The organism is Nocardiopsis protaetiae (genome assembly GCF_045446735.1).
Classification (GTDB): Bacteria; Actinomycetota; Actinomycetes; order Streptosporangiales; family Streptosporangiaceae; genus Nocardiopsis; species Nocardiopsis protaetiae.
Map to the genome: position 1 here is coordinate 1 of NZ_JBJJBV010000144.1, position 18,550 is coordinate 18,550.

Annotated in this window: 19 protein-coding genes; 11 read left to right on the forward strand and 8 right to left on the reverse strand. The window is 74.5% G+C overall.

The window, feature by feature from the left end; all coding sequences use genetic code 11:
* Nucleotides 1-382: 382 nt before the first annotated feature.
* Both ACJOT3_RS20960 and ACJOT3_RS20965 read right to left on the reverse strand, forming a co-directional pair.
* Nucleotides 383-1,144 (reverse strand): SDR family NAD(P)-dependent oxidoreductase, encoded by a 762-nt coding sequence (locus ACJOT3_RS20960; RefSeq protein ID WP_406974727.1) that lies wholly within the window; start codon nt 1,142-1,144, stop codon nt 383-385.
* Between the two features lie 140 nt (nt 1,145-1,284).
* Nucleotides 1,285-2,190 (reverse strand): AraC family transcriptional regulator, encoded by a 906-nt coding sequence (locus tag ACJOT3_RS20965; protein ID WP_406974729.1) that lies wholly within the window; start codon nt 2,188-2,190, stop codon nt 1,285-1,287.
* A 187-nt stretch (nt 2,191-2,377) separates the two neighbouring features.
* On the opposite strand from ACJOT3_RS20965, the gene ACJOT3_RS20970 reads away from it, so the two are divergent.
* Both ACJOT3_RS20970 and ACJOT3_RS20975 read left to right on the forward strand, forming a co-directional pair.
* Nucleotides 2,378-2,695, forward strand: a complete 318-nt coding sequence (locus ACJOT3_RS20970; protein ID WP_406974731.1) for a putative quinol monooxygenase — start codon at nt 2,378-2,380, stop codon at nt 2,693-2,695.
* Between the two features lie 65 nt (nt 2,696-2,760).
* Nucleotides 2,761-3,723, forward strand: coding sequence for an alpha/beta hydrolase (locus tag ACJOT3_RS20975; protein ID WP_406974732.1), 963 nt, complete (start codon nt 2,761-2,763; stop codon nt 3,721-3,723).
* 137 nt (nt 3,724-3,860) lie between these two features.
* Here the strand turns inward: ACJOT3_RS20975 and ACJOT3_RS20980 are convergent, their stop codons facing one another.
* A complete protein-coding gene (locus tag ACJOT3_RS20980; protein WP_406974734.1) occupies nt 3,861-4,622 on the reverse strand; it encodes a metallophosphoesterase in 762 nt (253 codons plus the stop codon).
* Between the two features lie 124 nt (nt 4,623-4,746).
* On the opposite strand from ACJOT3_RS20980, the gene ACJOT3_RS20985 reads away from it, so the two are divergent.
* Entirely contained in the window at nt 4,747-5,331 is a 585-nt protein-coding gene (locus ACJOT3_RS20985; RefSeq protein ID WP_406974736.1) for an ABATE domain-containing protein, read from the forward strand.
* A gap of 129 nt (nt 5,332-5,460) precedes the next feature.
* Here the strand turns inward: ACJOT3_RS20985 and ACJOT3_RS20990 are convergent, their stop codons facing one another.
* The 3 genes from ACJOT3_RS20990 to ACJOT3_RS21000 are packed head-to-tail and all read right to left on the reverse strand — an operon-like array spanning nt 5,461 to nt 8,080.
* Entirely contained in the window at nt 5,461-6,357 is an 897-nt protein-coding gene (locus tag ACJOT3_RS20990) for a metal ABC transporter permease (protein ID WP_406974738.1), read from the reverse strand.
* Entirely contained in the window at nt 6,345-7,142 is a 798-nt protein-coding gene (locus ACJOT3_RS20995; RefSeq protein ID WP_406974739.1) for a metal ABC transporter ATP-binding protein, read from the reverse strand. Before ACJOT3_RS20995 ends, ACJOT3_RS20990 begins: the two co-directional genes overlap by 13 nt.
* Complete coding sequence (locus tag ACJOT3_RS21000) at nt 7,139-8,080, reverse strand: metal ABC transporter substrate-binding protein (RefSeq protein ID WP_406974742.1); 942 nt, start codon at nt 8,078-8,080, stop codon at nt 7,139-7,141. The genes ACJOT3_RS20995 and ACJOT3_RS21000 overlap by 4 nt, the downstream gene beginning before the upstream one ends.
* A gap of 285 nt (nt 8,081-8,365) precedes the next feature.
* Between ACJOT3_RS21000 and ACJOT3_RS21005 the strand changes: the two genes are divergently transcribed.
* The 3 genes from ACJOT3_RS21005 (at nt 8,366) to ACJOT3_RS21015 (ending at nt 11,731) form a co-directional block, all read left to right on the forward strand.
* Nucleotides 8,366-10,315, forward strand: coding sequence for a serine/threonine-protein kinase (locus ACJOT3_RS21005; RefSeq protein WP_406974744.1), 1,950 nt, complete (start codon nt 8,366-8,368; stop codon nt 10,313-10,315).
* A gap of 85 nt (nt 10,316-10,400) precedes the next feature.
* Nucleotides 10,401-10,880 carry a GbsR/MarR family transcriptional regulator gene (locus ACJOT3_RS21010; protein WP_406974746.1) on the forward strand — a complete coding sequence of 160 codons (480 nt, stop codon included), beginning with the start codon at nt 10,401-10,403 and terminating at the stop codon, nt 10,878-10,880.
* A complete protein-coding gene (locus ACJOT3_RS21015) occupies nt 10,877-11,731 on the forward strand; it encodes an alpha/beta fold hydrolase (RefSeq protein ID WP_406974748.1) in 855 nt (284 codons plus the stop codon). The genes ACJOT3_RS21010 and ACJOT3_RS21015 overlap by 4 nt, the downstream gene beginning before the upstream one ends.
* A gap of 17 nt (nt 11,732-11,748) precedes the next feature.
* Here the strand turns inward: ACJOT3_RS21015 and ACJOT3_RS21020 are convergent, their stop codons facing one another.
* The gene (locus ACJOT3_RS21020) at nt 11,749-12,375 is read right to left on the reverse strand and encodes a TetR/AcrR family transcriptional regulator (protein ID WP_406974750.1); all 627 of its coding nucleotides are present in this window, start codon (nt 12,373-12,375) and stop codon (nt 11,749-11,751) included.
* Between the two features lie 53 nt (nt 12,376-12,428).
* Here ACJOT3_RS21020 and ACJOT3_RS21025 point away from each other — a divergent pair, with 53 nt between their 5' ends.
* On the forward strand, nt 12,429-13,376 hold the full coding sequence (locus ACJOT3_RS21025; RefSeq protein ID WP_406974752.1) for an NAD-dependent epimerase/dehydratase family protein: 948 nt from the start codon (nt 12,429-12,431) through the stop codon (nt 13,374-13,376).
* Nucleotides 13,377-13,492: 116 nt separating this feature from the next.
* Nucleotides 13,493-14,431 (forward strand): phosphotransferase, encoded by a 939-nt coding sequence (locus tag ACJOT3_RS21030; protein ID WP_406974754.1) that lies wholly within the window; start codon nt 13,493-13,495, stop codon nt 14,429-14,431.
* Here ACJOT3_RS21030 and ACJOT3_RS21035 read toward each other — a convergent pair.
* Nucleotides 14,397-15,062, reverse strand: a complete 666-nt coding sequence (locus tag ACJOT3_RS21035; protein WP_406974756.1) for a winged helix-turn-helix transcriptional regulator — start codon at nt 15,060-15,062, stop codon at nt 14,397-14,399. The two genes, ACJOT3_RS21030 and ACJOT3_RS21035, sit on opposite strands and share 35 nt — an antisense overlap.
* A gap of 66 nt (nt 15,063-15,128) precedes the next feature.
* On the opposite strand from ACJOT3_RS21035, the gene ACJOT3_RS21040 reads away from it, so the two are divergent.
* The 3 genes from ACJOT3_RS21040 (at nt 15,129) to ACJOT3_RS21050 (ending at nt 18,532) form a co-directional block, all read left to right on the forward strand.
* Entirely contained in the window at nt 15,129-16,016 is an 888-nt protein-coding gene (locus ACJOT3_RS21040) for an alpha/beta fold hydrolase (RefSeq protein ID WP_406974758.1), read from the forward strand.
* 204 nt (nt 16,017-16,220) lie between these two features.
* Nucleotides 16,221-17,375: a Gfo/Idh/MocA family protein gene (locus tag ACJOT3_RS21045; RefSeq protein ID WP_406974760.1), complete on the forward strand. Its 1,155-nt coding sequence runs from the start codon at nt 16,221-16,223 to the stop codon at nt 17,373-17,375.
* On the forward strand, nt 17,372-18,532 hold the full coding sequence (locus tag ACJOT3_RS21050; protein ID WP_406974762.1) for a dihydrodipicolinate synthase family protein: 1,161 nt from the start codon (nt 17,372-17,374) through the stop codon (nt 18,530-18,532). Before ACJOT3_RS21045 ends, ACJOT3_RS21050 begins: the two co-directional genes overlap by 4 nt.
* Nucleotides 18,533-18,550 lie beyond the last annotated feature (18 nt).

The window sequence follows — 18,550 nt, forward strand, 5'->3', positions numbered from 1 at the left end:
CGGGTGCGCACGGTGCCGCGGGTGGTCAAACGGGCGATCTCCAAGTACCACGCCCGGTCCAACGGGGTGGACCGGACCACGTACAAGGCCACCGTGGACATCGCCGTGTTGACAGATCCCTGACCGGCTTAACTGAACGACATTGCGCCTAGACCCCGCACCCGGCCCCCGCGGGGCCCGGCGACTCCCCCGGCTCGCCTAGACTCCCAACGGGTCCGACGGCTCCCGGCTGGACCTGCACGGGACCGTCGAACCGGGAAGCGATCCGATCAGGCCGCCGCGGCGGCCACCGGTTCGATCGGGGACCTTCCGCTCACCGGGGCCGCCACCGACTCGTGGCGGCCCCGAGGTGTTCCCCCGCACGAAGCACCGATTCAACCGATCAGAGGTCGTAGCCGCCGGAGACCTCGATGTTCTGCGCGGTGATCCAGCGCCCCTCCTCCGAGAGCAGGGAGGCGATCACCGCGCCGATGTCGTCGGGCTCGCCCACCCGGCCCAGCGCGGTGCGCGCCGCGATGCCCGGGATCACCTCGGGGAACCGCTCGAAGGCGTCGCCGGAGATCCGGGTGCGGGTCGGCCCCGGGGACACGGAGTTGACCCGGATGCCCCGGCCGCCGAACTCCTTGGCCAGGTACCGCGACAGGACGATGACACCGCCCTTCATCGACGCGTAGGCCGAGTAGCCGGGCTCCAGGCCGGTGGTCGCCGTCGCGGAGTTGCTGGCCGTGTTCACGATGGCCCCGCCGTCCGCCAGCAGCGGCAGCAGGGTCTGCGTCAGGAAGTACGGGCCCTTGAGCAGGACCCGGGTGAACCGGTCGAACAGCTCCTCGGTGGTGTCCTCGAACGGCGCCGCCTGCCCGAACCCGGCGTTGTTGACGAGGTGGTCGAACGTGTCGCGCCCCCAGGTCTGGCGCAGCGCCTCGACCACGGAGGCGCGGAAGGCCGGGAAACCGCCGGTCTCGCCGACGTCCAGCGGCAGGGCGACGGCCGTGCCGCCCTCCTTCTCGATCTCGGCCACCGCGTCCAGGGCGCCCTGCCGGTTGGCGCCGTAGGTCAGGATCACCCCGTTCCCGCGCCGGGCGATGTGCACCGCCGCGCTGCGGCCGATACCGGAACTGGCACCCGTGACAATGGCGACCCTCATGATTCTTCTCCCTGAATGGTCGGGCCTTTCCGGCCCGGTCTTTCTCCGACCCCTTCATGGAATCAACCGGGGGCGGGAGGGGAGAAGACCGATCCTCTCGCGTCCTTGCACGATCCTGCCGGGTCCGGCGGGTGTGCGCCTCAGGGCAGGGCGGGGGCGCCCACCGGCTCGGCCACGCGCAGCCGGGCGGCGTCCTCGCCGGGCGGCACCCCGAACCGGCGCCGGTACTCCCGGCTGAACTGCGAGGGGCTGTCGTAGCCGACACGGTGGCCCACCCCGGCGATGTCGCGGGGGCGGGTGGCCAGCAGCAGCCGGGCCTCCTGCAACCGGATCTGCTTCTGGAACCGGATGGGACTCATCGCGGTCACCCCGCGGAAGTTGCGGTGGAAGGCGGACACGCTCATGCCGGACAGCCGCGCCACCTCCTCCACCCGGAAGGGCTCGGCGTAGTTCTCCCGGATCCACCTCACCGCCCGCGCGATGTGGCTGAGCCCGCTGTCGGCCAGGCCCAGCTGGCGCACGGCACCGCCCTGGTCCCCGGTGATCAGCAGCCACAGGATCTCGCGCTTGACCAGCGGGGCGAGCACCGCCCGGTCGCGGGGGCGGTCGAGCAGGCGCAGCAGCCGGATCACGGCGTCGAGCAGCTCCTCGGAGGCGTCGCTGACCGCGATGCCCGACGGCGCGCCCGCCTCGACGCGCGGCAGGTCGCCGGGGCCGGCCCGCAACAGCAGCTCGGCGATGACGGCGGGGTCCAGGGACATCCCGAACCCCAGCGCGGGCCGGTCCGGGGAGATCCCGACGAACCGGCCGGTGACGGGCAGGTCGACCGAGGCGACCAGGTACTGTCCCGCGCCGTACTCGTAGACCCGGTCGCCCAGGGCGAGGTGTTTGGCGCCCTGGCCGATGAGCGCCAGCACCGTGCCCGACATCGACAGGGCCGGCGGGGCCTCCCGGTCGATCCGGGAGATGAACACGCCGTCGATAGCGGTGGTCCAGTCGGGTCGCGCGTGCCGGGCCAGCAGGGAGCGGAACTCGTCGAGTGGCATGCCCCGATTACAGCACACGACCGCCCACTCCTCCCAATGTTGAGAGGATCGTGCAAGAGTCTGCGAGGATGCGCCTACCGTTCCCCGTGCCCGGAGGGTGGAATGGGAACACGGGAATTCCCGAGGGGAAACGGACCCCGAACGGGAATTCCAGGAATTCTTCCCTTCCAGAGCAGAGGAAAAGACCATGAGCGTCGGCTACGGATTCAGCGCCACTTTGACCGCCCGCCCCGGAAAGGGCGACGAGCTGGTCGCCCTGCTGCTGACCGGCCTGGACGAGGGCAGCCCCGGTGCGAGCGAGCACTGCGTCGTCTACCTCGTCTCCCGTTCGGCCTCCGACCCCGACACCGTGCACGTCATCGAGGGCTGGACCGGCGAGGACGACCACCACCGGATCTTCGCGGGCGAGGCCGCCCAGGCCATCGTGGCGCGGGTCCAGGGGCTGCTGGCCCGAGAGTCGGAGTACACCGACCAGGTGCCGGTGGGCGGCAAGGCCGCCTTCTGAGACCGGCCGCCCCACCGCCCCGAACCGCCCGAACCCGCCCGCACACGAAGGAAAGGGAACCCGTCATGACCCAGGCCCGCCCCGCCACCGACCCCGAACTCAGCGCGCTGCTCGCCGACCTGCCCCTGACCACCGATCTGGACCCCGAGATGCTCGCGATGCTGCGCGCCCTGCCCCCGACCCCGGTCCGGACGCTCCTCGACGGCCGCGCCGCCGAACACTTCGAGGCCGCCGTCCCCACCGCGGACGGCGCGCGGATCACCCTCTCGGTCTTCCGCCCCACCGGGGCCGACCGCCCCGCGGCGGCGCCGTGCGTGTACTGGATGCACGGGGGCGGCATGGTCCTGGGCGACCGCTTCTCCCAGATCGACATCCCTCTGGAGTGGCTCGACCGGTTCGGCGCCGTCGTGGTCTCCGTGGACTACCGGCTCGCCCCGGAGGCCACCGGCACCACCCCGGTCGACGACTGCCTCCAGGGCCTGCGCTGGGTCGTCGAGCACGCCGCCGAGCTGGGCGTGGACCCCGGCCGGGTGATCGTCGCGGGCGCCAGCGCGGGCGGCGGCCTGGCCGCCGGGGTCTGCCTGGCCGCCCGCGATGCGGGCGCCCCGGCCATCGCCGCCCAGGTGCTCATCGGACCCATGCTCGACCACCGCAACGACACCGTCTCCAGCCGCCAGTACTCCGGCGGCCCCGGTGTCTGGACCCGGGAGAAGAACACGTTCGGCTGGGACTCCCTCCTGGGCGGCCTCGCCGACGGCGACGTGCCCGCCCACGTCTCACCCGCGCTGGCCGAGGACCTCTCCGCCCTGCCGACCGCCTACATCGACACCGGCTCGGCCGAGGTCTTCCGCGACGAGGACGTCGCCTACGCCGCGGGCGTCTGGGCGGCCGGCGGACAGTGCGAGCTGCACGTGTGGGCGGGCGGCTTCCACGGGTTCGACGCGCTGTACCCGCAGGCGCGGGTCTCGGTCACGGCCCGCCGGACACGCACCGACTGGCTGGCCCGGGTCCTGGGCCGGACCGCCTAGGACCCGCCCTCCGCTCACCGGGGCCGCCACCGACTCGTGGCGGCCCCGAGGTGTTCCCCACGTCGCCGCCCGACCCCCACCCCGCTCCGCAAGCACTCCCCCGGCCCGCGATCCCGGTCCCCTCCCGGCCCCGGGGTTCAGGCCTCCGCCCCGGCGCGCATCACCGCGCGGAAGTGCGTGGTCAGCCGCTGGTGCTCGTCCAGGATGTGGAACGCCACCCCCGGCGGCTGCTCCCGGTCGGCCACCGGCTCCCCCTCCCAGGGCATGCGCAGCGTCCACGTCACCCCCGGCGCCAGCAGCAGCGGCCGCCCCGCGAACGTCGTCGCCCCACCCGTGTGCGCGTGCCCCACCAGGATCCCCGCCACCCGCGGGTGGGCGTGCAGCAGCCCGGCCAGGTCGTCGGAGTTGCCCAGCCGCATCGAGTCCGGCAGCGGGTGGTGCACCCGCGCCGGCGGGTGGTGGAAGGCCAGCAGCGCCGGAACGCCCGCGGGCAGCTCGCTCAGCGTCTCGTTGATCCACACCAGCGTGGCCGTGTCCAGCCGCCCGCCGTCCTCGCCCGGGATGGTCGAGTCGCAGGCCAGCACCGCCGCCCCCGCCACGTGGTGGACCCGGTTGAACGGCTCCGCCGAGGCCTGCCCGCCCAGCAGGTGGGTGCGCAGCCCGGCCCGGTCGTCGTGGTTGCCGGGGCTGACGATCACCGGGAACGGCAGGTCCAGCAGCCGGGCCGCCTCCTCGTACTCCTCGCGCGCCGGGGTGTCGGCGATGTCCCCGGTGACCAGCAGGGCGTCCGGGGCCTGCGACAGGCCGCGCAGGTAGGACACGGTGCGCTCGGCGCGCTCGGTGGCGCGGTCCGAACCGTCCAGGTGCAGGTCGCTGATGTGCGCGAGGAGAAGAGTCATCGGGGTCCTTTCCGGATTCACCGGGGTCGGGGTTTCTAACGGATAAGTTAGTGTTAACCGTTAGAACGCTAGCCCGTGGGGAAGGATGCGGGCAAGTGGGGTTCCGGTGAACGAACGGGGGAGCATGGACGGCCGACTGGCACTCGATCTGGCCGGGACGATCCGCCACGACGGCTCCGGCGGCGTCGCCGACGACCTGGACGGGGTCGAAGGGACCGCGCGCTGGCTGGCCGCCGTGGCCGACCTGCTGCCCGGCGGCGCGGTCCCGCCGGTCGACGAGGAGCTGCACGCCCAGGTGGTGACCCTGCGCGGGGCGGTGCGCGCGCTGTTCGCCCGGGCGGTCGGCCGGACCCCGCCCGGCCCCGCCGACACCCACCTGCCGCCCCCCACCGGGGAGGCCCTGGCCCTGCTCAACGCGGCGGCGGCCCGCCAGGCGGTGGTGCCCCGTCTGCGCTGGGAGGAGCCGGACGTGCCCACGGTGGAGTTCGCGCCCGGCGGGGGCTGCCCGGACACGGTGGCGGCGCTGGCCCGCGCGGCCATCGCCTTCCTGGAGGGGCCCGACCGCGAACGCCTGCGGGTCTGCACCGCCCCGCGCTGCGTGCGCTACTTCGTGCAGGCCCACGGCCGCCAGCAGTGGTGCGGCACCTCCTGCGGCAACCGGGCCCGCGCCGCCCGCCACTACCGCCGCCACGCCACCGCCCGCACCTGAGTCCCGCTCCGGGGACACGTCGGGGCCTGCCCCCGCAAGGGGACGGGCCCCGAACCGGAGTCCCTGGTGCCGACCGACGGTGATGGTGGTGAGCCCGCTGACCTCCAGGACCGCGGTGGGGAACCGCCGCTACGGCCGCCCGGTGCCCTGGTCCACGGCGGCGGCCGCGGCGGTGCGGCGGCGACGGCGACCGAGCACCCCGTGCAGCGGGGAGAACAGGTAGGCCAGGGCGAACGCCGTCGCCTGCGCCAGCACCACCGACCCGCCGGTGGACACGTTCAGGTGGTAGCTGGCGAACACCCCCGCCACCGCCGCGGCCACCGCCACCCCCACCGCGATCGCCAGCATCCGCTCGAACCGGTCGGTGAGCAGGTAGGCGGTCGCGCCCGGGATGATCACCATGGCGACCACCAGGATGATCCCCACCGCCTGTAGCGCCACCACCACGGTCACCGCGAGCAGGCCCAGCAGCAGGGTCTCCAGCAGGCGCGGGTTGATCCCGATCGCGTGGGCGTGCACCCGGTCGAACGCGTACAGGGTCAGGTCGCGGTGCTTGAACCACACCACGGCCAGCACCACCGCCGCCAGCACCAGGATCTGCCGGATGTCGGCGTCGGACACCCCCAACACGTTCCCGAACAGGATGTGCCCCAGGTCGGTCTGGCTGGGCACCGCCGACACCAGCACCAGCCCCAGCGCGAACATCGCGGTGAACACCACCCCGATGACCGCGTCCTCCTTGACCCGGGAGGTGCGGTTGACCACCCCGATAAGCGCCACCGACCCGGTGCCGAACACCAGGGCGCCCAGCGCGAACGGCAGCCCGAACATGTACGACAGCACCACGCCGGGCAGCACCGCGTGCGAGACCGCGTCGCCCATGAGCGACCAGCCCACCAGGGTCATCCAGCACGAGAGCACCGCGCACACCGTCCCGGCCACCACGGCCACCAGCAGCGCGCGGCGGACGAAGTCGAACCGCATCGGCTCGGCGAACCATTCGACGACCGCCATCAGCGCGTCCACCGCTCCCCCTCCCGTTCCTGCCCGACGTGGACACCGAAGGCCTCCATGACGGTCTCCGGGCGCAGCACCTCGTCGGGCGTCCCCCGGGCGATGACGCGGCGTTGCAGCAGCACCGCCTCGTCGCACAGCAGCGGCACCTGGGCCAGGTCGTGGGTGGACAGCAGCAGGGTGCGGCCCTCGTCGCGCAGCCGGCGCAGCAGCGCGGTGATGGTGGCCTCCGACCCCTTGTCGACCCCGGCGAAGGGCTCGTCCAGGAGCAGCACGTCGGCGCCCTGGGCCAGGGCGCGGGCGACGAACGCGCGTTTGCGCTGGCCGCCGGAGAGCGCGCCGATGCGGCGTTCGGCAAGGCCGGTCAGGTCGGTGCGCTCCAGCGCGTGCTCGACGGCCTCGCGGTCGGCCGCGCGGGGGCGGCGGCGCAGCCCCATCCTCCCGTAGCGGCCCATCATGACCACGTCGCGCACGCTCACCGGGAAGTCCCAGTCGACCTGTTCGGCCTGGGGCACGTACCCCACCAGCCCTTTGCGGCGGGCGGTGGCGCCGTCCAGGCCCAGCAGCCGCACCCGGCCGCGGTCGGCGCGGACCAGGCCCAGGACGGTCTTGAACAGGGTGGACTTGCCCGAGCCGTTGGTGCCCAGCAGCCCGCAGATCCGCCCCGGCCGCACGGACAGGGACACCCCGTCCAGGGCGAGGACGTCGCCGTAGTGGACGGTGGCGTCGACGACCTCGATGGCGGGCGCCGCCGGGTGCGCCGTGGCGTGCTCCGCGGGGCGTGCGGCGGCGGTCACGGCCGGGCCCCGGCGAGTCCGGCCACGATGGTCTCGGCGTCGTGGCGCAGCAGGTCCAGGTAGGTGGGCACGGGGCCGTCCTCCTCCGACAGGGAGTCGACGTAGAGGGGTCCGGCGAACTCGGCCCCGGTCGCGCGGGCGACCGAGCGCTGGGTGCCGTCGTTGACGGTGCTCTCGCAGAACACGGCGGGCACCCCGTTGTCCTCGACGTAGCGGGTGACCTCGGCGATGCGCTGCGGGGTGGCCTCGCTCTCGGCGTTGACCGGCCACAGGTACATCTCGGTGAGCCCGGCGTCGCGGGCCAGGTAGGAGAAGGCGCCCTCGCAGGTGACCAGGGCGCGGGCGGGTTCGGGGACGGTGTCCAGCTCCTCGGCGAGGTAGTCGCCGACCTCGGTGATCTCGGCCTTGTAGGCGTCGGCGGCGGCGGTGTAGTCGGCCTCGCCCGCGGGGTCGAGCTCGACCAGGGCGTCGCGGATGTTGTCGACGTAGACCAGGGCGTTGGCGGGGGACATCCAGGCGTGGGGGTTGGGTTCGCCCTCGTAGTCGCCGGAGGAGATGGGGATGGTCTCCACGCCTTCGGAGAGCACGGCGGTGGGGGCGTCCACGCGCTCGGTGAACCGGGCGAACCAGGCCTCCAGGCCCAGGCCGTTCTCCAGGATGAGGTCGGCGTCCCGACCGCGGACGAGGTCGTCGGGGACGGGCTCGTAGCCGTGGATCTCGGCGCCGGGGCGGGTGAGGGAGGCGACCCGGACGCGGTCGCCGGCGACGTTCTCGACCATGTCGGCCAGGACCGTGAACGTGGTCAGGACCAGGGGGCGCCCGTCGTCGGCTCCGTCGGAGGAGCCGGCGGAGGGGGCGCAGGCGGTGAGGGTCAGGGCGAGGACGAGCGGGGCGGCGGCCCAGCGTGGTGAAGGCGACCAATCTCTGAAGTTCGGCACACCTAACTTTTTACCATGTGCGGGCAGAACCATGCGTGTCGGGAGTGGTGATCTTCGTTCGCACCCTCCCCCGCTCCCTCCCCCGCGGCCGCCCCCGGGGCGGCGACAGGGCGGTGGCGGGAGGCCCGCGAGGGCGTGACAGGGCGCCGCAAGGGCCTGAGATGACCGGAACCGGACGAATCAATGGTCGGTACCGGAACGCACCGGGGGCACATCTCACTACAATTGTCGCCCGACTCGCATGTCAGCGCGGGTCCGCCAGGACGGCCCACACGAGGGAGCGCCATGGGGTCCGAACCCGAACCCGAGCGCCTGCTGCGCGACCGCTACCGCCTCACGGAGGAACTCGGCCGCGGCGGGATGGGCCGGGTCTGGAAGGCCCACGACGAGGACCTCAACCGGACGGTCGCCGTCAAGGAGATCCTCTTCGGCCCCGGCCTGGACGAGGACGAACGCGCCCGCGCCGCCGCCCGGGCCCGCCGCGAGGCCCAGGCCGCCGCCATGGGATCCCATCCCAACATCGTGACCGTCCACGACATCTTCGAGGAGGACGGCAGCCCCTGGATCGTCATGGAGTTCCTCACCGGGTGCTCCCTGGACGATCTGGTCCGCCGCGAGGGCCCCCGCGACCCGGCCACCGTCGCGCACTGGGGAACGGACCTGCTCAGCGCGCTGGACACCGCGCACGCGCAGGGCATCACCCACCGCGACGTCAAACCCGAGAACGTCATGGTCACCGACTCCGGGCGGGTCGTCCTCACCGACTTCGGCATCGCCACCATCGCCGACACCGCCGCCGTCACCCAGACCGCCGGGGTGATCGGCTCCCCCGCCTACCTGGCCCCCGAACGCCTGGCGATGGAGCCCGCCACCCCCGCCAGCGACCTGTGGTCGCTGGGCGCGACCCTCTACCACGCCGCCACCGGGGTCTCCCCGTTCCGCCGGGAGGGGGTCCCGGCGACGCTGAACGCCATCCTCACCCAGGAGCCCGCCCAGCGGCTGCGCCCGGTCCCGCTCGACCAGGCGGTGCGCGGGCTGCTGGCCAAGGACCCCGGGCAGCGCCTGGACTCCCCGGGCTGCCGGGCCCTGCTGGCGGCCGTCGTCGCGCAGGGGCCCGGGTCGGCCCCGGCCGCGCAGATGTCGGCCCCGGCGCGGTCCGCGGGCCCGGGGTACCCGTCGGGGCCCCAGGGCGTACCGCCCGCCGCCCCCTCCGGACCCCAGTACCCGTTCGGCCCGGCCACGCCGCCGGCCGCCGCCCACCCCTCGGGCCCGCAGCCGGCGCCGTACGCACCGGCCGGGCCACCGCACCCGCGCGCCCCCACGGGTTCGGGGCCGATCACGCCGCCGCCCGGGGCGGGCCCGGGACCGCTGGTCCCCCCGCCCGCGAACCCGCCGGACGCCGACACCACCCGGTGGATCCCCCAGAGCGCCGGGTACATCCCGCCGCAGGCCACGCCCGCGCACCCGGTGCCGCCACCGCCCGCACCGCCCTCCACACCCGGTGCGTCGGGGTCCGGGGCGTCCTCGCGCGGGGGCAGGCTGTCCTGGCCGTTCGTGGTCCTGGCCCTGGGCCTGGCCTTCCTCGTGGCCGGCGCGAGCCTGGTGGCCCTCATGGACCCGTGGGGCGACCCCGGCGGAACGGTGCTGTCGGGGGAGGACCCCGCGGCCCCCGGCACGGACGCGCAGGAGAGCGAGGAGCCGCAGGACACCGCCTCCGACACCGACCCCACGGCCGGATCGCCGCCCACCGGCGCCGGGACGCCCCAGGAGGCGGAGGAGGACACGGGCGAGCCGAGCACGGACGGCATGGTCTGGACCCGGGACCCCAACGGGTTCTCGGTGCTGGTGCCCGAGGGGTGGGAACGCAGCGTCGAGGGCTCCAGCGTCTACTACCGCCGCCCCGACACCAACACCTACCTCCAGATCGACTCGACCGCGCACCCCACCGACGACGAGTACGAGCACGTCCGCGTCCAGGACGAGGGCGCGCCCGCGCGCATGGGGAACTACCAACTGGTGGGCATGCAGGACATCACCGACCGGACCGGCTACCACTCGGTCGCCGACTGGGAGTTCACCTGGACCGACGACGTGGAGGACCGGCACGTGCTGGCCCGCAACATCGCGGTCACCCCGGGCGTGCACTACACCGTGGTCTGGGCCTCCCCCGCCGACATCTGGGCCGACCACCAGGAGATGGGCCTGGCCGCCCTGGACTCCTTCGAACCCGCCTGACCACAGGCCCCTCCCGTGCTCCGGCGGAGGGGTCTCATTATTCTTGTCATTGCAGTCATGACTGCAATGACGGTAATGTGAGGGCATGAGCGTTCCCACCGACGACGAGGCGGCCTTCGTGGACGAGGTCGCGGAGTTCTTCGCCCGCGAGGGCCTGCCGCTGATCTCCGGCCGGGTGGTCGGCTGGCTCCTGATCTGCGACCCGCCCGAGCAGAGCCCGGCCCAGATCGCCGAGGCCCTCCAGGTCAGCCGCAGCTCGCTGAGCACCGCCGCCCGCCTGCTCACCCCCAGCGGCCTGGTCGAGACCGTGCGCCGCCCCGGCGACCGCAACGCCTACCTGCGCGTGGCCGCCGACGGGTGGAGCCGCATGCTGGAGCGCCGCTACGCCCAGGCCTCCGGGTTCCGCGAGGTCACCGAACACGGGCTGCGCGTCCTCCAGGGCGCCTCCGCGCAGCGCCGCGAACGCCTGGCCAACGTCAACGAGCTGTACCGGTTCCTGGAATCGGAACTGCCCGCCCTCTTCCGCCGCTGGCAGCAGACCCAGGGAAAGGACCCCGGACCATGACCGACACCCCCTTCGACCACCCCACCGTCATCACCCGCCCCGAGGGCCCCCTCAGCGTCGCCGTCGCGGGCGAGGCGGGACCCCCGGTCGTCCTGCTCAGCGGCGCCGGACAGGACAACGCCCGGCTCAGCTGGCGGCACCTGCTGCCCGCCCTGGCCCGCGACCACCGGGTGTTCGCCCCCGACTGGCCCAAACAGGGCCGCAGCCGCCCCTGGCGGGGCACCGCCGACCACGGCGTGCTGCTGAGCGTCATCGACACCGTCCTGGACCACTTCGGCCTGGAGAGGGCCACCCTGGTCGGCCTGTCCCAGGGCGGCGCGCTCACCCTGGCCTACGCCATCGAACGCCCCCACCGGGTGGAGCGCCTGGTGGCGATGGCCCCCGCCGGGACGCTGTCCTTCCCGCCCGTGGTGCACCAGCTGCTGTGGCTCACCGCCCGCAGCCGGTTCCTCAACACGACCCTGCCGGGGCTGATGATGCGCTCGCGGCCGGGGGTGGAGAGGTTCGTGCGCGCCTCCCTGATCCCCGGGCCGGTGGCGGACTTCGACGCCATCGTGGACGAGGTCGTCGAGGAGGCCCGCACCAACGGGAGCGGCTCCTCCGACTGGCAGAACGCCTCCATCGGCTTCACCCGCATGAACGTGGACCTGCGCCCGCGCCTGGGCGAGATCTCCTGCCCGGCCCTGTTCATCCAGGGCGACCGCGACATCGGGGTGCCGCCCAAGCGCACCGCCGAGGCGGCCGCGGCCGTGCCCGGGGCCCGGCTGGAGGTCATCGAGGGGGCGGGGCACTGGGTCAACCGCCAGTGCCCGGACCGGGTGGAGGAGCTGGTCCGCGGCTTCCTCGCCTGAGCCCCGGCGGATTCCGGTCAGGCCCCGACCACCTGGCGCAGCAGCGCGTCGGCGGTGTGCTCGCGCCACCAGGCCGCCGACCGGCCCAGGTGCACGGTGTACAGGGTGAACAGCTCCGGGGAGAGCAGGCCCACCATGAGGTCGGCGGCCTCCGCCGCGTCCAGCCCCGGGCGCAGCGCGCTCCGGTCGGCCAGCGCGTCGGCGAAGACCCGCTGCACGGTGCGGCGCCGCTCGACGTTGGTCCGCCACAACTCGGCCAGGTCGGGGTCGGCGGCCCCGCCGCGCACCGCCTCCAGCAGGCCGGCGACCCGCTCCATCACCGCGCCGGTCCCGGCCACCTGGAGGCGCACCTGGGCGGCGGCGTCGGGGGCGGCCAGCGCGTCGCGCACCCAGGGGCGCTCCAGGGTCGGCACGGGGGCGGAGTCCCCGGCCACCGCCTGGTCGACGGCCTCCCCGAGCACCGCGGCCTTGGTCTTGAAGGTGTAGTACACCGTCTGCACCCCCACCCCGGCCTCGGCGGCGATCGCCTGGACACTGGTGGCGGCGTACCCCCGCGCGGTGAACAGGGCGGCGGCGGCCCGGGCGATCCGGGCGCGGGTGGCCAGGGAGCGGGCGGTGCGCCCGTCGACGGCGTGCGTGTCCATGAACACGATCCTAGAACTTGACTGTAGTCCCACTCCACATATCTTTTTGGAGTATGACTACAAGAACTCTGCGGGTGCTGGTCCTGGGCGGCTACGGAGCGGTCGGCGCGCCCACCACCGCCGCGCTGCGCACCGCCGGGCACACCTGCCTGACCGCCGGACGCGACCCCCGCCGCGCCGACCTGCCCCTGGACCTGACCCGCCACGGCGACTACCGCGACGCCCTGGCCGGGATCGACGCCGTGGTCAACGCCGCCGGGGCCGAGGACCCCGCCCTGGCCGAGATCGCCGCCGACCACGGGGCCGCCTTCATCGACCCCACCGCCACCGCCGGCTACACCGCCCGGCTCGAACGCCTCACCCCCCGCGCCCCCGTACTGCTCAGCGTGGGCCTGGCCCCGGGGCTGACCACCCTGCTCGCCGCCGACCTGCACACGGCCCACCCCGGCCCCGACCCGATCGAGATCGCCGTGCTCCTGGGCGAGGGCGAGGCGCACGGGGCCGCCGCCACCGCGTGGACGCTCGGCCTCCTGGGCCGCACCTTCCCCGACCCCGCCACCGGCGCCCCGGTGCGCAACCTGTCCCGGGGCGCCCTGGTCGACCTGCCCGGCCAGGGGCGGCGACGGCTGCTGCGCGCCGACTTCGCCGACCAGCACGTGCTCACCCGCGACCTGGGCCGCCCCGTCCGCACCCACCTGGGGCTGGACTCCCCCGCCCTGACCCGGGGCCTGGGGCTGCTGGCCCGCCTGCCCGGCGCGGGCCGCCTGCGCAAGGTCCCGCACCTGCCGGGTTCGGACGCCTGGACGGTGGCCGCCCGCAGCGGCCCCCACCTGCGCCGGGCCCGCGGCCGCGGCCAGTCGTCCGCCACCGCCCTGGTGACCGCCCACGCGGTGGGCCTGGCCGCGGACCTGCCCCCGGGCGTGCACCACCTGCACCGTGTCACCGCCCTGGCCGACCTGCCCGCCCTGCCCGGCATCACCCTGGACTCCTCCGGCACCTGAGCACCGGGAGGCGACCGGCACCACAAAAACCCTTGGGCCCGCCGTGCCGCGGCGGCGACCCTGGAGGCGCGACCCCGCGACCCGCGGGCCGCGGAAACCCTCGAAAAGGTGGTGCCGTGGACCGTTTCAACACACTCGCGCGGCCCCCGTCCGCGACCGCACGGTGGCTGTCCGGGCCGGACGCCGGCCCGCACCTCCCATGGACGGCGGAGCCGCTCTCCCCCGGGGCCACCGCCGCGCGCATCGAACGGCTCCGGTCCGGCGACCGCAGCGCCGTGCGCAAGTGGGCGCCGCGGCACGAGATCGCCGCACTGCACGCCGCCCAGACGCTCCGGCCCGGGGCGGCGGCCGTACCCGAGCTGATCGAGGCCGGCCACGACCGGCACGGCACCTGGTACACCACCCCCGAGTACCCCGGCGGGCCCACCGACACCCTCACCGGCGAGGCCATCGACTCCCTGGCCCGCCTGCACGCGCACTTCCGCGGCCGACAGGGCGAACACCCCGGCATCCCCGCCGTCACCACCGAGTGGTGGCGCGGGCTGTGCGTGTTCTGGGTCCTGCCCGCCATCGAGCGGCACGGGGCGCGCCACGGCCGCGGCGTCCTGGTGCGCGCACGCTCGCTCGTGGGCGCGCTCGCCACCGAACCCCGGGTGGCCGACGTGCTGGCACGCATCACCCCCACCCTGCTCCACGGGGACGTGCACCCCGGCAACGTCCTGTCCGACGGCGGCCGCACACGCCTGATCGACTGGGGCAGCGCCCGGTTCGGCACGCCGCTGCTCGACCTCGCCGCGATGGTCCCCGCCGGCTCGCCCGCATTCGACGCCTACCTGCGCGCCCACGCCGCGCACGGCGAAGCGCTCGGCGACCGCGAGGCGCGGGCCGGGGCGCGCTGGGCCGCCCTCCAGATCCCCGTCCAGTACCTGCCCTGGCAGCTCGAATGCGCCTCGACGGCGGAGGTCGTCGAGGCGCTGCGGTCGGCGGAGGCCGCACTGGAAGAGATGGGCGGCCGGGCGGTCACGGGGCGGGAGGCCGGGCCGCGGCGGCGATGAGGCGGTCCAGCAGGGCGGGGTCGCCCTCGATCTCCAGGCGGCCCGCGGCGACGGCGTCGGCCGGGGACTCCTCCCGGCCCAGCACCCGCCGCCAGGTGTCCTTGGCGGTGCGCACCACGACGTCCGCCCGGTCAGGGGCCTCGCCCCGGACCAGGTGCTCCAGGCGGCCCCGCTCGACGCGGATCCGGTAGCGCTCACGGCCCAGCCGCACGTCGTAGGCGGCCGACCAGGCCCCGTGACCCTGCGGCGGGTCGAAGAAGGTGCGCAGCCCGAGCATGACGGAGTCGGCGCTCACCTCCCCCGCCAGCGGGACCACCGGGGAGCGCACGCCCCACCGGGCCAGCGCCCGGAAGACCGGCTCCAGCTCGGCGCCCCACTCGGTCAGCTCGTACACCCGGGCCGGGGCCGGGGGCGGCAGCTCCCGGCGGCGCAGGACACCGACGGCCTCCAGGTCCTTCAGGCGCTGGGAGAGCACGGTGGGCGCGATGGCGGGCAGCGCCTCCTGGAGGTCGCGATACCGGCGCGGCCCCAGCCGCAGCTCCCGGACGACGAGCAGCGCCCACCGCTCGCCGACCAGGTCCAGGGAGTGCGCGATCGGGCACCCCTCGCCGTAACTCCGCTTACCGGGCACTTGTGCTCCCCTCGTAACTATGAAAATAATAGTAGCAGCTATTAATTTCGTAGTGAGGAGAGATCCATGGACACCGACCCCGCCCGCAGCGGCGAACTGATGCTGTCCTCCGGCGACGCCCTGATCTGCGCGGAGGCCTTCGGCGCGGCCGGGGACCCGGCCGTCCTGCTCATCGGCGGCGCGGCCTCCTCCATGGACTACTGGGAGGACGGCCTCTGTACCCGGCTCGCCGCCGCCGGCCGGTACGTGGTGCGCTACGACCTGCGCGACACCGGCCGCTCCACCGCCTACCCGGCCGGCGCGCCCGCCTACACCCGGCGGGACCTGGTGGCCGACGCCGTGGCCGTCCTGGACGGGCTGGGCGTGCGCGCCGCGCACCTGGTGGGGATCTCGATGGGCGCCGACCTCGCCCAACGGGTCGCCCTGGGCCACCCCGGCCGGGTCCTGAGCCTGACCCTGCACTCCTCCACCCCCAACGGCACCGGCGGCCCGGACCGGCCCGAGCTGCCGCCGATGGAGCCGCGGCTCAAGGCCGTGTTCGCCGACGAGGGCCCCGGGCCGGACTGGACCGACCGCGCGGCCGCGATCGAGGCGATGGTCGAGGGCGAGCGCGTGTTCGCCGGGTCGGTCTTCGACACCGAGCGCTCGCGCGCGACCTCGGCGCGGGTCTTCGACCGCACCACGGACATGGCCGCGACGCAGACCAACCACTGGATCCTGGAGGAGGACGACGCGCCCGACCCCGATCCGGCGGGCGTCGCCGTTCCCGTGCTGGTCCTGCACGGCACCGAGGACCCGATGTTCCCCCTGCCCCACGGGCGGGCGCTGGCCGGGGAGTTCGGCGGCGCCCGGCTGGTGCCGCTGCCCGGTGTGGGCCACCAGTACCCGCCGGAGCCGGTGTGGGACCTGGTCGTCGCCGAGATCGCGGCGCACACCGCCCGCACGGAAGTGTAAGCGCTTTCCTCCTGCTGCTGGGCGGAATCCCCGCCCACCGGCGGGATGCGGGAGGCCAACGGCGCCCCCGGCAGAGGGCGGGCGCCCCCTCCCGCCCTCTCCGGCGGCCCCCTCCGATCGCCGTCACCGCTGTTCGCCACTGGTGCGTTCCGGATCTTTGCCGTAAGGTGGAAAGCGCTTTCACGAGAGAGGTGGTCACAACCGATGAGCGATCGCGTACTGGGCATCGCGATGAACGGCGTCACCGGGCGCATGGGATACCGCCAGCACCTGACCCGTTCCATCCTGGCGATCCGCGACGACGGCGGCATCGAGCTACCGGACGGCTCGCGCCTGCTGCCCGAGCCCGTCCTGATCGGCCGCTCCGAGCGCAAACTGCGCGAGATCGCCGACCGGCACGGCCTGACCCGCTGGTCCACCGATCTGGACGCCGTCCTGTCCGACCCCGAGATCTCGGTCTACTTCGACGCCCAGATCACCCACGCCCGCGAGGCCGCCGTCCGCTCCGCCATCGCCGCGGGCAAGCACATCTACGCGGAGAAGCCCACGGCCTCCACCCTGGACGCCGCCCTGGAGCTGGCCAAGCTCGCCGAACGCGCCGGCGTGCGCAACGGCGTCGTCCAGGACAAGCTCTTCCTGCCCGGCCTGCTCAAACTGCGCCGCCTGGTGGAATCCGGCTTCTTCGGCCGCATCCTGTCCGTACGGGGGGAGTTCGGCTACTGGGTCTTCGAAGGCGACTGGCAGGGCGCCCAGCGGCCCAGCTGGAACTACCGCTCCGAGGAGGGCGGCGGCATCGTCCTGGACATGTTCCCCCACTGGCACTACATCCTGGAGCACCTCTTCGGCCCGGTGCGCACCGTCACCGCCCGCACCGCCACCCACGTCCCCCGGCGCTGGGACGAAAACGGCCAGCCGTACGAGGCCACCGCCGACGACGCCGCCTACGGCATCTTCGAGCTGGAGGGCGGCACCGTCGCCCAGATCAACTCCTCCTGGACCGTGCGCGTGGACCGCGACGAACTCGTGGAGTTCCAGGTCGACGGCACCCACGGCAGCGCCGTGGCGGGCCTGCGCTCCTGCCGGGTCCAGCACCGCTCCCTCACCCCCAGGGCCGTGTGGGACCCCGACGCCGCCGACCCGGGCCGCTACCGCGAGCAGTGGGAGGACGTCCCCGACAACGCCGACTTCCCCAACGGGTTCCGCGCCCAGTGGGAGGCCTTCCTGCTGCACGTGGCCACCGGTTCCCCCTTCCCCCACGACCTGCTCTCGGGGGCGCGCGGCCTACAGATGGCCGAGGCCGGGCTGGAGTCGGCCCGCACCGGCCGCACCGTCGAACTCGGCGAGGTCTCCATCTCATGAACACCCTGATGCTCCCCGCCGGGGACGGCACCCTCGCCCCCTTCACCCCCGCCGGCCCCGCCGCCGACACCTCCCCCCTGCCCCCCGCCCGCACCCGCACCGCCTACGCCGCCGCGCACGTGGTCGCCGACCCGCTGCGCCCCAACGCCCCCGGCGCCCCGGCCCACCTGGACTGGGACGCCACCCTGGCCTTCCGCCACCACCTGTGGGACCAGGGCCTGGGAGTGGCCGACGCGATGGACACCGCCCAGCGCGGCATGGGCCTGGACCCCGACACGGTCGCCGAACTGGTTCGCCGGTCGGGCGCCGAGGCCGCCGCCCGCGGCGCCGCCCTGGCCTGCGGGGTGGGCACCGACGCCGTGGAGCCTTCGCACGCCGACCTGGAAAGCGTTATCACCGCGTACGGCGACCAGCTCGACCTGGTCCACAAGGCCGGGGCCGTCCCCGTCCTGATGGCCTCGCGCGCCCTGGCCGCCGTCGCCACCGGACCCGACGACTACACCCGCGTCTACTCCGCCCTGCTCGACCGCGCCCAGGGCCCGGTGGTCCTGCACTGGCTGGGCGCGGTCTTCGACCCCGCCCTGGCCGGCTACTGGGGGTTCGCCGACCCGGCCGAGGCGATCGAACCCGTGGCCGCCCTCATCACCGACCACGCCGACCGCGTCGACGGCATCAAGGTGTCCCTGCTCGACGCCGGCCTGGAGGTCCGGCTGCGCCGCCTGCTGCCCGCCGGGGTGCGCCTGTACACCGGCGACGACTTCCACTACCCCGACCTCGTCCAGGGCGACGACCACGGCCACTCCCACGCCCTGCTGGGCGTGTTCGCCGCGATCGCCCCGGCCGCGGCCCGCGCCCTGGCCGCCCTGGACGCCGGGGACACCGACCGCTACCGGGCCCTGCTCGACCCCACCGTCCCGCTGGCCCGCCACCTGTTCGGCGCCCCCACCCCCCACTACAAGACCGGCATCGCGTTCCTGGCCTGGCTCAACGGCCACCAGCGCGGGTTCCACATGGTCGGCGGGATGCAGTCCGCCCGCGACCTGCCCCACCTGGCGCGAACGCTGCGCCTGGCCGACGCCGCCGGGGTCCTCACCGACCCCGACCTCGCCGTCGCCCGCATGCGCGCCCTGCTCGACGTGTCGGGGGTGCGGCAGTGAGCACCCCCGCCCCCGCCC

Excerpts from the sequence above, each read along its gene's own strand:
- ACJOT3_RS20980 (WP_406974734.1), bottom strand. The coding sequence starts at position 4,622 with ATGACTCTTCTCCTCGCGCACATCAGCGACCTGCACCTGGACGGTTCG.
- ACJOT3_RS20985 (WP_406974736.1), top strand. The coding sequence starts at position 4,747 with ATGGACGGCCGACTGGCACTCGATCTGGCCGGGACGATCCGCCACGAC.
- ACJOT3_RS20975 (WP_406974732.1), top strand. The coding sequence starts at position 2,761 with ATGACCCAGGCCCGCCCCGCCACCGACCCCGAACTCAGCGCGCTGCTC.
- ACJOT3_RS21045 (WP_406974760.1), top strand. The coding sequence starts at position 16,221 with ATGAGCGATCGCGTACTGGGCATCGCGATGAACGGCGTCACCGGGCGC.
- ACJOT3_RS21020 (WP_406974750.1), bottom strand. The coding sequence starts at position 12,375 with ATGGACACGCACGCCGTCGACGGGCGCACCGCCCGCTCCCTGGCCACC.
- ACJOT3_RS21010 (WP_406974746.1), top strand. The coding sequence starts at position 10,401 with ATGAGCGTTCCCACCGACGACGAGGCGGCCTTCGTGGACGAGGTCGCG.
- ACJOT3_RS20960 (WP_406974727.1), bottom strand. The coding sequence starts at position 1,144 with ATGAGGGTCGCCATTGTCACGGGTGCCAGTTCCGGTATCGGCCGCAGC.
- ACJOT3_RS21015 (WP_406974748.1), top strand. The coding sequence starts at position 10,877 with ATGACCGACACCCCCTTCGACCACCCCACCGTCATCACCCGCCCCGAG.
- ACJOT3_RS21050 (WP_406974762.1), top strand. The coding sequence starts at position 17,372 with ATGAACACCCTGATGCTCCCCGCCGGGGACGGCACCCTCGCCCCCTTC.
- ACJOT3_RS21040 (WP_406974758.1), top strand. The coding sequence starts at position 15,129 with ATGGACACCGACCCCGCCCGCAGCGGCGAACTGATGCTGTCCTCCGGC.
- ACJOT3_RS21005 (WP_406974744.1), top strand. The coding sequence starts at position 8,366 with ATGGGGTCCGAACCCGAACCCGAGCGCCTGCTGCGCGACCGCTACCGC.
- ACJOT3_RS20970 (WP_406974731.1), top strand. The coding sequence starts at position 2,378 with ATGAGCGTCGGCTACGGATTCAGCGCCACTTTGACCGCCCGCCCCGGA.
- ACJOT3_RS20965 (WP_406974729.1), bottom strand. The coding sequence starts at position 2,190 with ATGCCACTCGACGAGTTCCGCTCCCTGCTGGCCCGGCACGCGCGACCC.
- ACJOT3_RS21025 (WP_406974752.1), top strand. The coding sequence starts at position 12,429 with ATGACTACAAGAACTCTGCGGGTGCTGGTCCTGGGCGGCTACGGAGCG.